Here is a 14,521-nt window from a genome sequence, read left to right on the forward strand (position 1 = left end):
GACCACGGACGCCATGTACTTCCGTGGGGCGGCCGCCTCGCGGGAACTGTCATCGGTACCTGACACGGCCGGTGCAGCACACAAGGAGAAACACCATGCCGAAGCCCGCCAAGGGTGCCCGTCTGGGCGGCAGCGCCGCGCACGAGAAGCTGCTGCTGGCGAACCTCGCCAAGTCGCTCTTCGAGCACGGCCGCATCACCACCACCGAGGCGAAGGCCCGCCGTCTGCGGCCCTACGCCGAGCGTCTGGTCACCAAGGCGAAGAAGGGCGACCTTCACAACCGCCGCCAGGTGCTCCAGGTCATCACCGACAAGAGCATCGTGCACACGCTCTTCACGGAGATCGGCCCGCGTTACGAGAACCGCCCGGGTGGTTACACCCGTATCACCAAGATCGGCAACCGTCGGGGCGACAACGCGCCCATGGCGGTCATCGAGCTGGTGGAGGCGCTGACCGTGGCGCAGGAGGCCACCGGTGAGGCCGAGGCCGCGACCAAGCGCGCCGTCAAGGAGGACGCCCTGAAGAAGGACGTCGCCGAGACGAAGGCCGACGAGACCGTCGAGGTCGTCGAGGACGCCAAGCCCGCCGAGGGCGAGTCCAAGGACGCCTGACGCTGATGCGTGCCTGAGCGGGTCCGCCCCCTTCCCGGGGCGGGCCCGCTTTCGTCTGTCTTCCGTTCGTACCCCTGTGAGCTGGGAGGATGAGGGTGTGAGTGACGAGGTGGAGCCCGGGTTCGTCCGGGTGCGGCTGGACCTGTCGTACGACGGTGCGGAGTTCTCGGGCTGGGCCAAGCAGGCCGGCGGGCGGCGCACCGTGCAGGGCGTCGTCGAGGACGCCCTGCGGACCGTGACCCGGTCGGGGGACGCCTCCTACGAGCTGACCGTCGCCGGGCGTACCGACGCCGGGGTGCACGCGCGGGGCCAGGTCGCCCACGTGGACCTGCCGGTCGGGGTGTGGGAGGAGCACCGGGAGAAGCTGCTGAAGCGGCTCGCCGGGCGGCTCCCGAAGGACGTGCGGGTGTGGCGGGTCGCGCCGGCCCCCGCCGGCTTCAACGCCCGGTTCTCGGCGATCTGGCGGCGCTACGCGTACCGGGTGACCGATCATCCGGGCGGGGTGGACCCGCTGCTGCGCGGACACGTGCTGTGGCACGACTGGCCGCTGGACGTCGAGGCGATGAACGAGGCGGCCCGCGGACTGGTGGGGGAGCACGACTTCGCCGCGTACTGCAAGCGGCGCGAAGGGGCCACCACCATCCGCACCCTCCAGGAGCTGCACCTGGAGCGGGACGGCGCGGGCGTCGTCACCGCGACGGTGCGGGCCGACGCGTTCTGTCACAACATGGTGCGCTCGCTGATCGGGGCGCTGCTGTTCGTCGGGGACGGGCACCGGGGCCCCGAGTGGCCCGCGAAGGTGCTGGCGGCCGGGGTGCGGGACTCCGCGGTGCACGTGGTCCGTCCGCACGGGCTGACCCTGGAGGAGGTCGCCTACCCCGCTGACGACCTGCTCGCCGCGCGCAGTCGGGAGGCCCGCAACAAGCGGACGCTGCCGGGTGCGGGCGCCGCGGGGTGCTGCTGACCCCGCGGCGGTGCGTCACAGGGGGTTCTCGGCGGCGGCGGACGCCTGGGCCTCGCCGCGGCGGATGATCTGCCGGAAGGTGAACTCGGCGAGGTCGTCGCCGGTGCGGTAGACCGCGCGGTCCTGCGGGGTCACGTTCTTGCCGTTGGTGTACCCGGCGACCGTGAAGTACGCGTACCGGCCGTACGCGTTCGTGGTCGTCCGGCAGATCGTGGTGTTGCAGAAGCCGGAGACGCCGGAGCCGCTGAGGGAGAGCAGGTTGCCCTTGTCGGCCTGGTCCTTGGCCCTGGTGGCCTTCGTCGCGTCCTCGAACAGGGCGACGCCGACGGTGACGGCGATGCCGTCCCTGGTGTAAGTGGCCCGCATCAGTCGGGTGCAGCCGTTGCCGGTGAGGACCTTGCCGAGGTCACCGCGGGTGACGCTGGCGCAGCTGTCGGTGCTGCCGGTGGCGCCCTTCTCGTAGATCAGGGGGCCCACGGTCAGCCGGGAGTCGGGGAAGAGGGTGTCCGCGCTGATCGGTGCCTTGTCCTTGTCCGCGCTGGAGACGAACTCCTTGGGGTCCGGCGGGGGCGGGGGCGTGGTCGCCTCGAAGGAGGGGCCGGGGCCGGTGCTCTCGCTCGCCGGGTCGGAGACGGAGGGCGGCAGGGAGCCGGGCCGTGCGTCGTCCGTTTCGCCCCCGTCCGCGTTCACGACCGCCGCCGCGACGGCCGCGCCGACCGCCAGGGTGGCGAGGACCGCGCCGCCGACGAGGAGCAGGCGCTTGCGGCGGTTGCGGCTGGCGGAGGCGTCCGCGAGGGCCGCCCAGTCCGGGGTGTCCGGTTGCTGTGGTGTGTTCGGGTTACCGGAGTCCCACGAGGGTCCCCCCTGGCCCTGCCCAAAACTCATGGGCCGCAGTGTACTGGCGGGATTCGGGGGCCGTCCGGGCCGTCCGGGACGGTCGCCGACCACGATCGTTTTGACCCGTCCGGGTGGGGGTGGGTATTCTGCTGCTTCGTTATGTGTATTGGCTTGCTCATTCTCACGTGAGGGGCCCTTACACCGGTCCACCGGGCTGATGACCAGCGGCAAGCACTCGGTTGCGTCACCGATGTGCGGCCATGGCTGTCGTGATCGTCTTCGGTGGCCTTGTCAGGACCCACTCACTGAAGAAGCGAAGGCTACGAACCGTGCGTACGTACAGCCCCAAGCCCGGCGATGTGACCCGCCAGTGGCACGTCATCGATGCCCAGGACATCGTCCTGGGCCGTCTGGCGTCGACCGCCGCGTCCCTCCTCCGGGGCAAGCACAAGCCGATTTACGCGCCCCACGTCGACACCGGTGACTTCGTCGTCATCATCAACGCGGACAAGGTGCACCTGTCCGGCAACAAGAAGACCCAGAAGATGGCGTACCGCCACTCTGGCTACCCGGGTGGTCTGCGCTCCGTCCGCTACGACGAGCTGCTCGCCAAGAACCCCGAGAAGGCCGTCGAGAAGGCCGTCAAGGGCATGCTGCCGAAGAACACCCTCGGCCGTCAGATGCTCTCGAAGCTGAAGGTCTACTCGGGCGACCAGCACCCGCACGCTGCCCAGCAGCCGGTGCCGTTCGAGATCACCCAGGTCGCGCAGTAGTTCCGGCCACCCCTAAGACTGAACAGAATCTGAGGAGAATCGTGGCCGAGACCACCGTTGAGCAGCCTCTCGACGAGACCGAGGTTGTTGACGTAGAGCAGTACACCACCGAGACGGAGATCCCCGTCGAGGGCGAGTACACGTCCGAGAGCCTGGCGGGCCGCTTCGGCGACCCGCAGCCGGCCGCGGGCCTGGGCCGTCGCAAGAACGCCATCGCCCGCGTCCGGATCGTTCCGGGCTCCGGCAAGTGGAAGATCAACGGTCGCACCCTTGAGGACTACTTCCCCAACAAGGTGCACCAGCAGGAAGTCAACGAGCCGTTCAAGGTTCTGGAGCTGGACGACCGCTACGACGTCGTCGCCCGCATCTCCGGCGGCGGTGTCTCCGGTCAGGCCGGTGCCCTGCGCCTCGGCGTGGCCCGTGCGCTGAACGAGGCCGACGTGGACAACAACCGCGGCGCCCTCAAGAAGGCCGGCTTCCTGCGCCGCGACGACCGCGCGGTCGAGCGGAAGAAGGCCGGTCTGAAGAAGGCCCGCAAGGCTCCGCAGTACAGCAAGCGCTAGACCCCGGCGGAGCCATCCGCTCGCACCACCCGTTCGCCCCGGCGGCACGCCTCTGTGCAGCCGGGGCGTTCGTTTTACGGCCGTTTCGGGCGTATACAGGTGTCGGGAACTCCGGGCCGATAAACGTACCGGCGGCTCCGTGTGTTCGGATGTGTGCACACGCTTTCTCCGGTCCGTCCCGGCGGCCGGGTGGTGCGTGCGGTGTGGGGTGCGGGGCAGACGTCCGCTGCGCCCAGGGTTTGTATGTTCGGATGATTTCCGGTGCCTCTTGGTGAGGGGCGCGAATGTTCGGAGGACACCAGTGGGACGACTCTTCGGCACGGACGGCGTGCGCGGCGTCGCCAACGCGGATCTGACGGCCGAGCTCGCGCTCGGACTCTCCGTCGCCGCGGCGCACGTGCTCGGCGAAGCGGGCGGTTTCGAGGGCCATCGCCCGGTCGCGGTGGTCGGTAGGGACCCGCGGGCGTCCGGGGAGTTCCTGGAGGCCGCCGTCGTCGCCGGTCTCGCCAGCGCGGGAGTCGACGTGCTGCGGGTCGGGGTGCTGCCCACGCCCGCCGTCGCCTATCTGACAGGGGTGCTCGGCGCCGACCTCGGGGTGATGCTCTCCGCCAGCCACAACGCCATGCCCGACAACGGCATCAAGTTCTTCGCCCGCGGTGGGCACAAGCTCGCGGACGAGCTGGAGAACGCCATCGAGGCCCGTTACACCGAGTACGCGGCCTGTGCCGGGGAGCGCGGGGAGGGCGCCGGCTGGGAGCGGCCGATCGGGGCCGGAGTCGGCCGGGTGCGCAGCTACGACGAGGGCTTCGACCAGTACGTGGCCCATCTGATCGGGGTGCTGCCCAACCGGCTGGACGGGCTGAAGGTCGTCCTGGACGAGGCGCACGGCGCCGCCGCCCGGGTCTCCCCAGAGGCGTTCGCCCGGGCCGGTGCCGAGGTCGTCACCATCGGCGCCGAACCCGACGGGCTCAACATCAACGACGGCTGCGGCTCCACCCACCTCGGGCTGCTGCGGGCCGCCGTCGTCCAGCACGGCGCCGACCTGGGCATCGCCCACGACGGGGACGCCGACCGCTGCCTGGCCGTCGACCACACGGGCGCCGAGGTGGACGGGGACCAGATCCTCGCCGTGCTCGCGCTGGCGATGCGGGAGCGGGGCGCGCTGCGCTCCGACACGGTCGTGGCCACCGTCATGTCGAACCTCGGCTTCAAGCTCGCCATGGAACGCGAGGGGCTGGAGTTCGTCCAGACGGCGGTCGGCGACCGCTACGTCCTGGAAGCCATGAAGGAACACGGCTACGCCCTCGGCGGCGAGCAGTCCGGGCACGTCATCATCCTCGACCACGCGACCACCGGGGACGGCACCCTGACCGGTCTGATGCTCGCCGCGCGGATCGCCAGCACCGGGCGCACCCTCGCGGACCTCGCCGCCGTCATGGAGCGCCTGCCGCAGGTCCTCATCAACGTGCCGGACGTGGACAAGTCCCGGGTCGGCACCTCCGCCGAACTGGCCTCCGCGGTCGCCGAGGCGGAACGCGAACTGGGCAGCACCGGACGGGTGTTGCTGCGCCCCTCGGGCACCGAGCCGCTGGTGCGGGTGATGGTCGAGGCCGCCGACATCGACCAGGCGCGTTCGGTCGGGGGCCGACTCGCGGACGTCGTCAAGTCCTCCTTGGGCTGAACCCCGCCGCCGGAAGGTACGACTTCCGGCGCCCCTCGTCGCGGTGGGGGTCCGTCCGTCGGCTTCGATCCGGAACCACTCCGTCACCGCTCTCAACCCCAGGGCCCCTCCCCGCACTCTTTCCCCCTGAAGGCCAGGGAAAGAACGCGAACAAGGAGGGGCCCTCTTGGGTACTCGACGCTGGAGAACCACGGCCGTGGCCACCGGAGTTGCCGGGGCACTGCTGGGGACCATGAACACCCAGGCGGTCGCGGCGCCCGCGGAGCCGGCACCGCGCGCCGACCTGCGGGCGGACGTCAACCGGGACGGCACGGTGGACGTCGGCGGCAACTCGGACGTCCCGGGCGAGAACACCTGGACCCGGGCCCGCGGCGCGGTCGTCCTGCCGAACATCGACGACGACGACCGTCGCTGCAAGCTGCGCGACGGTCAGGGCCGCCCCCTGCCGGACGCCAAGCTGGCGGCCTGTCACGACGCCGCGGACTCCGTGCTGAACGGCGCCCGCGACGCCGACGACCTCGCCCGGCTGCGGACCGTGCCCCAGCCCGGGGTGGCCGACGCCACCACCGGCACGGTCACCGTACGGGGCGACGCCTCCCGCGCCCGGCTGTTCGTCAAGCGGTCGAACGGCTGGAAGCACCTCAAGCCCACCACCAAGCTCACCGCCGCGGAACTGCGGCGCGGGGTCGAACTCGGCGTCGAGGCCACCGACGTGGTGCGCGACGCCGCCCGCTGGGACGGCACCGTACGGGTGAGGTTCGCCCTCAGCGGGGGCGGCGCCAACGACAGCGACGACGTCACGCTGCGCACCGCACCCGTGCTGACCCACCATCACCTCCAGAAGGCCAAGGAGGTGTTGGTCTCCAAGACGCGGGAAGCCTTCCTGCCTGGCATGGTGGCGGAGCAGCACAAGTTCATCACGCGGCTCGAACGCGAGGTCAAGGCGGCCGGGATCACCAAGCCGGTGCGCAAGTTCGACACCGACGACGTGTGGGCGCAGGACTTCGTGGAGCCCGGGTACGTCAGCATGACCGGGGCGAACGGCCGCGCCCACGCCCTGCGGGTGATGATCCGCTCGGCGCAGCCCGACCGCGACTCGGGACGGCAGCTGTACGCGAAGCTGCGCGGCCCGGGCATCGGGGTCGTCGAGGTGGCGCGGCCCGCCGCCAATGACGAGTGGACCCTGAACTCCATGGGCAACCTGGAGACCATCCCGCCGTACGCCCACGGCGGCGCCTCGTACCCGGCGGGGCGGATCATCATGGGGCACCGGCCCGATGTGAACTCGCGCCCGGCGAAGTCGATGACCACGTTCCTGAAGTCGCAGGGCCAGCAGTCGCCCCTCATGCTGGACACCTCGTGGCTGGAGGTCGGACACGTCGACGAGTTCGTCCAGTTCCTGCCCGCGGACACCCCGCGCGGCTGGCGCCTCGGGCTCGCGGACCCCACGGCCGGCGTGCAGTTGCTGAAGGACGCCAAGGCCGCGGGCAACGGGGCCAAGCGGCTGTTCTCGGCGCCCGACCGGCTGGGCATCAAGGTGTCCCGGGCCACCATCAACAAGGTGCTCGCCGACCCGAAGTTCCTCGCCGGCAACGAGCGGGCCGCCGCGAAGATCGCCGAGAACCTTCAGGTGCTCAAGCGCGAGACGGGCATCACCGATGCGGAGATCGTCCGGGTGCCGGCCCTGTTCGCGGAGTACGAGATGCCCGACGGCATCGGTGCGCGGGCGGGTCTGAGCCGGCTCGGTCAGGGCGATTCGCCGCTGGTGCGGCCCGGACTCGGTACGAACGAGGGGCCCGGCGCGTTCGCTCCCGGGGCGCCGCCACGCACCATCGCGTACTTGCCCGGGGCCGTGAACGGTGTCGTCCTCAGCAACGACCGGTACCTCGCGCCCCAGCAGTGGGGGCCCGTGATCGGCGGCAAGGACCTGTTCGGTGAGGCGGTGCGGCGGGCCTACGCCGGCGCCGGGTTCACCACCGCCTACATCGACGACTACTACTCGTACCACCTGTGGGGCGGGGAGGTGCACTGCGGCACGAACGTGCTGCGGGACGTCTCCCGGGCCTGGTGGCGGTAGTCACGGGTGAGCCGGTGAGCTAGTGGGCGCGGGGGCCGGGCGGCTCCCGCGCCCTTCGCCGTTCGGGGCGGGGCGGGGCTGGGCGGTCAGCGCGGGCCGAGCGCGCGGTGGCGCTGCCAGGCCAGGAAGGACTTCTGCGCGATCAGGGTGAGGCTGCCGGCGAGGACGATCCCGCCGAGGTTGGCGAGCAGTTGCAGCGCCGAGCCGCTCGTCTGGCCGAAGTCCCGGTAGCTGAGCGCCACCGCCGCGTTCGCCGCCGCGGGGACCGTGGTGACGGAGATCGCGACCCCGATCAGCGCACCCGACTTCGCCGAGGTCAACGAGAGGGTGCCGGCGATCCCGGCGAGGAAGGCGACCACGAAGGACATCCAGTCGGGCTGCCAGATGAACGCGGTGTTGGGCCGGGGCGCTTCGACCATGTCCTCGGTGAAGAGCCCGAAGGCGTCCATCAGCCAGGCGAACCCGGCGGTGGCGACCATCGCGAGGGCGAAGCCCGCGAGCAGCGCCCACAGGGAGCGCGCCACCAGTCGGGGGGCGCGCTGCACCAGTGCCGTGCACACCCCGGCGAGCGGTCCGAACTCGGGGCCCACGGCCATCGCGCCCACGATGAGGATGGCGTTGTCCAGCATCACCCCGCAGGCCGCGATCATCGTGGCCACGGACAGGAACGCCACATAGGTGACGGTGAGCGTCGACTCCTCGTGGGTCAGGTCGGTCAGCTGTTCCCAGAGCACCGCGTCGGCGCCCTCGCCGGGTGCGTCGTCCTCCGCGCGGTCGGCCCGCTTGGACAGCGACAGGTCGATCGTCTCCACGGCGATCGAACCGCAGTCGTCGATCCCGGCCGCGCGCAGCGCGCCGATCAGTTCGTCCCCGGCCTCCCGGGCGACGTCGCACATCACCACGTCGCCCTCGGGGTCGCGGGCGGCGCCCTTGACGACGGCCAGGTGGGCGGTGCCGACGGTCCCCTCGATCAGCTTGACCACCTCGTCGGTGCGGTCCGCCGGAGTGATCAGTCGCAGATGGAGCATGCCTCACCCTAACCAGGCACCCCTTCAGTGCGCTCGGGTCACAGCTTCCGCAGGCTGAGCCGCTGCACCTTGTGGTCGGGGCCCTTGCGCAGGATCAGGGTCGCCCGGCCCCGGGTCGGCGCCACGTTCTCCACCAGATTGGGCTTGTTGATGGTCCGCCAGGTGGTGGCCGCGTACTGAAGGGCCTCCGTCTCGGACACCTGGGTGTACTTGCGGAAGTACGAGGACGGGTCCTGGAACGCGGTCGCCCGCAGCGTGCGGAACCGGTCGAGGTACCAGCGCTCGATGTCCTCCACCCGGGCGTCGACGTACACGCTGAAGTCGAAGTAGTCGGCGAGCCCGACCCTGGTGCGGCCGTCCCGGCCGGGCAGCGCGGGCTGGAGCACGTTCAGGCCCTCCACGATCAGCACGTCCGGGCGGCGCACGACGAGTCGTTCCCCGGGCACGATGTCGTAGATGAGGTGGGAGTACACCGGTGCGGTGACCTCGGCCTTGCCCGCCTTGACGTCGGCGACGAACCGGGTGAGCGCCCGGCGGTCGTACGACTCGGGGAACCCCTTGCGGGAGGTCAGTCCGCGGGCCCGCAGCTCGCGCATCGGCAGCAGGAACCCGTCGGTGGTGACCAGCTCGACGCGCGGGTGTTCCGGCCAGCGGGCCAGCAGCGCCTGTAGCAGTCGGGCGACGGTCGACTTGCCGACGGCGACCGAACCGGCGACCCCTATGACGAAGGGCGTGCCGGACTGCGAGCCCTGCTCCCCGAGGAAGGTGTTCAGCGCGCCCCGCAGCCCGTCGGTGGCGCCCACGTACAGGTTCAGCAGCCGGGACAGCGGCAGGTAGACGTCCCGCACCTCGTCCAGGTCGATAACGTCACCGAGGCCGCGCAGCCCCTCCACCTCCGCCGCGCTCAGCGGCAGCGGGGTCTTGTCGCGCAGCGCGCTCCACTCGGCCCGGGTGAGGTCGAGGTACGGGCTGGCCTCCGGTCGGGACCGGGGGGCGCTGTGCGGCGGCGAGGAGACCGGAGAGATCACCCTGCAATTGTTGCGGCTGTGTGGCAGGTGTGGAGGGTGGGGTGCGTCACCCCGGGCCGGCCCGAATGGCCGCATGGTCGCATTCGTCCACCTCGAACCCGCGCGTAGGCTGCGCCGCATGGACGTGAGCGTGGGGTGCGCGGGCCCGTCGGGGCCGTGGTGGCTGGGTACGGTGACCGGGTGATCATCGGGGTGGGGATCGACGTGGCGGAGATCGACCGGTTCGCCGCGTCGCTGGAGCGGACACCGGGGCTCGCGCAGCGCCTGTTCGCGCCCGGGGAACTGCTGCTGCCCAGCGGGGACCGCCGCGGGGTCGCCTCGCTGGCGGCCCGGTTCGCGGCGAAGGAGGCCCTGGCGAAGGCGTTGGGCGCGCCGCCGGGGCTGAACTGGACGGATGCCGAGGTGTGGGTGGAGGACAGTGGTCGGCCCCGGCTGCGGGTGTCCGGTACGGTCGCCGCCCGCGCCGAGGCCCTGGGGGTCCGTGCGTGGCACGTGTCCCTGAGCCATGACGCGGGCGTGGCGTCCGCGGTGGTCGTCGCGGAGGGCTGACCCCGTCCGGACCCGCCGGCTACGCGGTCCGGTTCCTGCGGCGCAGTGCGGCGAGGACGGCGACCGTGCCGAGCGCGGTGAGCAGCACCGCGCCGAGGGCGTACGGGAGCGGGCCGGAGCCGGTGGCGGCGAGGCCCCCGCCGGTTCCGCTGCGCGTGCCGGTGGTCCCGCCGGTGACCGTGCCGCCCGTGGTGCCGCCGCTGGTCACCGTCCCGCTGGAGCCGCCGGTGGTGTCCGTCCCGCCGACCGTGCCGCCGCCCACGGAGCCGCTGCTGCTGGTGCCGGTGGTGCCTCCCGTGCTGCCGCCGGTCGTGCCCGTGCCGCCCGATGAATCGGTGCCGGTGGACTTGCTCGGCTCGGGTGTCGGCTCCGGCGTGGGCTCCGGGCTGGACGTGGGCTCCGGGCTGGGTTCCGGCGTGGGCTCGGGGGTCGGCGTCGGGCTGGGCTCCGGAGTGGGTTCAGGCGTCGGTGTCGGTGTCGGGGTGGGTTCCTCGGTGGGAGTCGGAGTCGGAGTCGGAGTGGGTGTGGGGGTCGGTGTCGGGGTGGGTGTGGGCTCGGGGGTCTTGGGGGTGACCGTGAGGACCGCGTGCGCGGTGCGCGTCGTGCCCACCGGGTTGGTGAACACCGCCCGGTAGCGGTGGCCGTCGTGCGCGGAGCCCGCCTCGAAGCCCAGGACGGTGCCCGCGGCGTCCGGAACGGCGCGCCAGCTGCCGCCCCCGTCGCTGCTCAGCTCCCAACTGACCGTCGGCTCGGGCGTCGCCCCGGCCGCCGCGGTGAACTCGGCCCGCTCCCCGGCCCGTACGGTGATCGACCCGGGGTCGGCGCTCACCGTGGGGGAGACCTGCCGCCGGTACTGGACGGTCCGGCCCTCGGTGCGGACGTACAGCGCGTGGTCGGCGGTGTCGACGGTCAGGTCGTCCGGGTGGTCACCGGCCGGGAGGGTCTGCACGACCTCGCGGCGCCCGGTGTCCACCACGGCGATCGTGTCGGCCGTGCTCTGCGCGGCGTACAGGGTGCCCGTGCCGGGGTCGACGGCGAGGGTCCGCGGGTTGCCCTCGACCGGGATGCTCCCCGTCACCGTCGACTGTGCCAGGTCCACCACCGAGACGGAGTTGCCGCCGATGTTGGCGACGTAACCGGTGGCCCGTTCGGGGTCGACGGCCACGCCCGTGCTGCCGAGGCCCCCGGTGCCCACCGTCAGCTCGTGGGTCAGGGCGCCGGTGGCCCCGTCGACCGTGGCGAGCACGTTCCGGATCGAGACCGAGCCGTTCACCATCGCGCTGCGGACGTAGGTGACGTACCCGCGGTGGCCCACCGGGTCCACGGCGAGGCCGCGCGGCGGGGCGGGCAGCGTGACGGTCTCCCCGACCTGCTGCCAGTCGGTGGTGTCGAAGACCCGGACCGTCCGGTTCTGCGAGGTGACGTAGAGGCGGTCGGCCGCCGGGTCCAGGGCGATGTCCTCGATGCCGGCCGGGAGCTGCGGTGTGCGGTGGTCGGTGAGCCCGCCGGCCCCGGGTTCGTAGGTGGCGATCCGGTCGGACAGCGCGAGGTACAGCGTGCCGCTCGTCGGGTCGGCGTCCAGGGCGGTGGCCACGCCCGGCAGGGGCACGGCCTCGCCCACCGGCTGCCCGCTGTCCGGGTCGTACGCGGCGAGCCGGTGGTCGTCGAGGTCGCTGCCGGCGATGTGCACGCGTCCGGTGGCGGGGTCGACGGTGAGGGCCGAGGCACCGCCCACGGGCGCGTCGATCCGCCGGACCTCCTGGTGCCGGACCGTGCCCGGCGGGGTTTCCGGCCCCGGCCCGCCGTCCGCGGCGAAGGTGACGGGCACGATGACGTCCTGCTCGCGGTCGCCGCCGTGGGTGTGGTCGGCCCGGGTGACGACGGCGCACGCCTTCTGCGAGCAGTCGGCGCCCGAGTCCTTGGCCCTGACGGTGAGTTCGAGGGTGAAACCGCCCTTGCCGTCCGTCACGGTGAACGGCTTCACGATGTCCTGGGCGTACGGGGGCGGGTTGTTGGAGATCCAGTACTGCGAACCGGAGCCGCCCGACATGTCGATGCCGCCGAGGCAGGGACTCGGCGCCTGACCGGGCGGCGGGATCTCGCAGACGGCGAGGTACACGCCCTTGGTGGGGTCGTAGCCGCTACCGGTGACCGTCACTTTCTGGCCGTCCGGATCGAGGTCCTTGGTGTCCGAGACGGTCAGCCGCTGCCCGGTGGGCCCGTCGGCGCCGTCCGGGGAAGCCGCCCGCGCACGGTCCCCACCGGGTGGCCCGACCAGCAGGAACAGGGCTGTGACCAGCAGGATCGCCAGGGCGGACCGCGAGGAACGCAGGGCAGCACGAGGTGACGGGCGCATGGCGAAGCGACCTTTCGGAGGCGGACACGCCCCTGCGCGCCACATAAGTAAGGTGAACCTAAGTTGATGTTGGGTTTGCGTCAAGCCCGGTCCGTGGCGGGCCCGGTCCCCCCTTTCCCCACGCGGCCATGCGGCGCAGTTCCCCCGTCCCGCCGTCGTCCGCTGCGGCAGACTCGACCGCATGCGCACCGCTCACCACGTGGAGACCGTCAGGAACGCCGAGGCCGCGCTGATGGCGCGGCTCCCGGCCGGGGAACTGATGCGGCGGGCCGCCACCGGGCTCGCCGCTGCCTGCGCCGATCTGCTCGGCCGGGTCTACGGGGCCCGGGTCGTGCTGCTCGTCGGCGGTGGTGACAACGGCGGGGACGCCCTCTACGCGGGGGCCAGGTTGGCCCGTCGGGGCGCGGGCGTCAGCGCCGTGCTCCTCGCCCCCGACCGCACCCACCCGGGCGGGCTCCGCGCGTTCACCGGGGCGGGCGGCCGGGTCGCCGAGGACCCGTTCGAGGTGCTCGCCGCGGCCGACCTCGTCCTCGACGGGATCACCGGCATCGGCGGCAGGGGCGGGCTGCGGCCCGAGGCGGTCCCGCTGGCGCGGGCGGCGCGCGGTTCGAACGCGGTGGTCGTCGCCGTCGACCTGCCGAGCGGCGTCGAGTCCGACAGCGGCGAGGTGCGCGGCGAGGTGCTGCGCGCCGACGCGACGGTCACCTTCGGGACGTACAAGCCGGCGTTGTTGATCGACCCGGCCCACGAGCACGCCGGCACCGTACGGCTGGTGGACATCGGGCTGGGCCCGCACCTGCCCTCCGTGCCCCCGCTGGAGGCGCTCCAACACCCGGACGTGGCACGGCTGCTGCCGGTGCCCGTCGGGGAGAGCGACAAGTACCGGCGCGGGGTCGTCGGGGTGGTCGCCGGGTCCGCCCGCTACCCGGGGGCGGCGGTCCTCGCGGTGGCCGGGGCGCTGCGCGGCGGGGCCGGCGCGGTGCGGTACGTGGGGCGGGGGACCGATGCGGTGATCGCCCGGTTCCCCGAGGCGCTGGTCCACGAGGGGCCGCCGACCCGGGCGGGGCGGGTACAGGCGTGGGTGGTCGGGCCCGGCATCGGCGACGACTCCGACCGCACGGGCGGCACGGGCAGCGCGGACGTGGTGCACGAGGTGCTGGACGCGGACGTGCCGGTGCTGGTGGACGCGGACGGGCTGCGGGCGCTGGACCCGGCCGTGGTGCGGGACCGCGGGGCGGCGACGCTGCTCACCCCGCATGCGGGGGAGGCCGCGGCGATGCTCGGGGTGCCCCGGGGGCGGGTGGAGGCGGCTCGGCTCGCGTCGGTGCGGGAGCTGGCTGCGCGGTTCGGTGCGACGGTGCTGCTCAAGGGGTCGACGACGTTGGTCGCCGATCCTGATCCCGGGCGGCCGGTGCGGGTGAATCCGATGGGGACGCCGTGGCTCGCCACGGCGGGCAGCGGGGACGTGCTGTCCGGGCTCGCCGGGTCGTTGCTGGCTGCGGGGTTGGGGCCGCTGGATGCGGGGGCCGTGGCGGCGTATCTGCACGGGTTGGCTGCGCGGGGGGTGGCGGCGCGGGGGGTTCCGCTTACCGCGTTCGAGGTCGCGGAGGCGTTGCCCGTCGCCTGGTCCCACGTCATCGCGACTCCCCCGTGACCCTGCGGGTTCGCTCGGCCCCACTGTCCGCTGCGGTGCGCTGTCCCGTGCGGGTGCGCTGTGGTTTTGCGCAGTTCCCCGCGCCCCCTTCGGTACGCCCACCTGGTGGTGCGCGATTCCCTGCGGGGTGCGTTGCGGGTGCCCGCGCAGTTCCCCGCGCCCCTGATCGGGTGCGTTTACCTGGCGGTGCGCTGTCCTGCGGGGTGCGCTGGTGTTTTGCGCAGTTCCCCGCGCCCCTATCGGGTGCGTTCACCTGGCGGTGCGCTGTTCAGTGGGAGTGCGTCCCGCTGTTGCGCAGTTCCCCGCGCCCCTGGATCTCGGGCGCTCCTCGCCGTCGTCGTCCGCCCCAGCAGGAGGCGAGGGAAACCGCGCACCTCCACCGGCACGGGCCCCGATAGGG

The 14,521-nt window shown here is 72.6% G+C and carries 12 protein-coding genes; 8 read left to right on the top strand and 4 right to left on the bottom strand.

The window, feature by feature from the left end; translation table 11 throughout:
• The first annotated feature begins 95 nt into the window (after positions 1 to 95).
• Together rplQ and truA are read left to right on the top strand one after the other, a co-directional pair.
• Complete coding sequence (gene rplQ / locus ACFWIA_RS03550; RefSeq protein WP_385493597.1) at positions 96 to 611, top strand: 50S ribosomal protein L17; 516 nt, start codon at positions 96 to 98, stop codon at positions 609 to 611.
• Between the two features lie 97 nt (positions 612 to 708).
• Positions 709 to 1,575: a tRNA pseudouridine(38-40) synthase TruA gene (gene truA / locus ACFWIA_RS03555; RefSeq protein ID WP_386999963.1), complete on the top strand. Its 867-nt coding sequence runs from the start codon at positions 709 to 711 to the stop codon at positions 1,573 to 1,575.
• Positions 1,576 to 1,590: 15 nt separating this feature from the next.
• Here truA and ACFWIA_RS03560 read toward each other — a convergent pair whose 3' ends face one another.
• The gene (locus ACFWIA_RS03560) at positions 1,591 to 2,460 is read right to left on the bottom strand and encodes a hypothetical protein (RefSeq protein WP_386999965.1); all 870 of its coding nucleotides are present in this window, start codon (positions 2,458 to 2,460) and stop codon (positions 1,591 to 1,593) included.
• A gap of 281 nt (positions 2,461 to 2,741) precedes the next feature.
• Here ACFWIA_RS03560 and rplM point away from each other — a divergent pair, with 281 nt between their 5' ends.
• The 4 genes from rplM to ACFWIA_RS03580 all read left to right on the top strand — a co-directional run bounded on the left by rplM (position 2,742) and on the right by ACFWIA_RS03580 (position 7,506).
• The gene (rplM, locus tag ACFWIA_RS03565; RefSeq protein ID WP_386999967.1) at positions 2,742 to 3,185 is read left to right on the top strand and encodes a 50S ribosomal protein L13; all 444 of its coding nucleotides are present in this window, start codon (positions 2,742 to 2,744) and stop codon (positions 3,183 to 3,185) included.
• A 41-nt stretch (positions 3,186 to 3,226) separates the two neighbouring features.
• The gene (gene rpsI, locus ACFWIA_RS03570) at positions 3,227 to 3,748 is read left to right on the top strand and encodes a 30S ribosomal protein S9 (RefSeq protein WP_386999969.1); all 522 of its coding nucleotides are present in this window, start codon (positions 3,227 to 3,229) and stop codon (positions 3,746 to 3,748) included.
• 301 nt (positions 3,749 to 4,049) lie between these two features.
• Positions 4,050 to 5,429: a phosphoglucosamine mutase gene (gene glmM, locus ACFWIA_RS03575; RefSeq protein WP_386999971.1), complete on the top strand. Its 1,380-nt coding sequence runs from the start codon at positions 4,050 to 4,052 to the stop codon at positions 5,427 to 5,429.
• A gap of 232 nt (positions 5,430 to 5,661) precedes the next feature.
• Positions 5,662 to 7,506, top strand: a complete 1,845-nt coding sequence (locus ACFWIA_RS03580; RefSeq protein ID WP_387000171.1) for a protein-arginine deiminase domain-containing protein — start codon at positions 5,662 to 5,664, stop codon at positions 7,504 to 7,506.
• Positions 7,507 to 7,592: 86 nt separating this feature from the next.
• Here the strand turns inward: ACFWIA_RS03580 and ACFWIA_RS03585 are convergent, their stop codons facing one another.
• Together ACFWIA_RS03585 and coaA are read right to left on the bottom strand one after the other, a co-directional pair.
• Positions 7,593 to 8,534, bottom strand: a complete 942-nt coding sequence (locus tag ACFWIA_RS03585; protein ID WP_386999973.1) for a DUF389 domain-containing protein — start codon at positions 8,532 to 8,534, stop codon at positions 7,593 to 7,595.
• 38 nt (positions 8,535 to 8,572) lie between these two features.
• Positions 8,573 to 9,562 (bottom strand): type I pantothenate kinase, encoded by a 990-nt coding sequence (gene coaA / locus ACFWIA_RS03590; protein WP_386999975.1) that lies wholly within the window; start codon positions 9,560 to 9,562, stop codon positions 8,573 to 8,575.
• Between the two features lie 180 nt (positions 9,563 to 9,742).
• Here coaA and ACFWIA_RS03595 point away from each other — a divergent pair, with 180 nt between their 5' ends.
• Positions 9,743 to 10,111 (top strand): holo-ACP synthase, encoded by a 369-nt coding sequence (locus tag ACFWIA_RS03595; RefSeq protein ID WP_386999977.1) that lies wholly within the window; start codon positions 9,743 to 9,745, stop codon positions 10,109 to 10,111.
• Between the two features lie 19 nt (positions 10,112 to 10,130).
• Here the strand turns inward: ACFWIA_RS03595 and ACFWIA_RS03600 are convergent, their stop codons facing one another.
• Positions 10,131 to 12,467, bottom strand: a complete 2,337-nt coding sequence (locus ACFWIA_RS03600) for an endoglucanase (RefSeq protein WP_386999979.1) — start codon at positions 12,465 to 12,467, stop codon at positions 10,131 to 10,133.
• A gap of 181 nt (positions 12,468 to 12,648) precedes the next feature.
• Here ACFWIA_RS03600 and ACFWIA_RS03605 point away from each other — a divergent pair, with 181 nt between their 5' ends.
• The gene (locus tag ACFWIA_RS03605; RefSeq protein ID WP_386999980.1) at positions 12,649 to 14,121 is read left to right on the top strand and encodes an NAD(P)H-hydrate dehydratase; all 1,473 of its coding nucleotides are present in this window, start codon (positions 12,649 to 12,651) and stop codon (positions 14,119 to 14,121) included.
• The last annotated feature ends 400 nt before the right edge of the window (positions 14,122 to 14,521 follow it).

This window comes from Streptomyces sp. NPDC127068 (genome assembly GCF_042724695.1).
In the GTDB taxonomy this organism is placed as follows: domain Bacteria; phylum Actinomycetota; class Actinomycetes; order Streptomycetales; family Streptomycetaceae; genus Streptomyces.

What these genes read in the sequence shown, in the direction of transcription:
- ACFWIA_RS03585 (WP_386999973.1), bottom strand. Translation starts at nt 8,534, where the DNA reads ATGCTCCATCTGCGACTGATCACTCCGGCGGACCGCACCGACGAGGTG.
- ACFWIA_RS03600 (WP_386999979.1), bottom strand. Translation starts at nt 12,467, where the DNA reads ATGCGCCCGTCACCTCGTGCTGCCCTGCGTTCCTCGCGGTCCGCCCTG.
- ACFWIA_RS03560 (WP_386999965.1), bottom strand. Translation starts at nt 2,460, where the DNA reads ATGAGTTTTGGGCAGGGCCAGGGGGGACCCTCGTGGGACTCCGGTAAC.
- rplQ (WP_385493597.1), top strand. Translation starts at nt 96, where the DNA reads ATGCCGAAGCCCGCCAAGGGTGCCCGTCTGGGCGGCAGCGCCGCGCAC.
- ACFWIA_RS03580 (WP_387000171.1), top strand. Translation starts at nt 5,662, where the DNA reads ATGAACACCCAGGCGGTCGCGGCGCCCGCGGAGCCGGCACCGCGCGCC.
- ACFWIA_RS03605 (WP_386999980.1), top strand. Translation starts at nt 12,649, where the DNA reads ATGCGCACCGCTCACCACGTGGAGACCGTCAGGAACGCCGAGGCCGCG.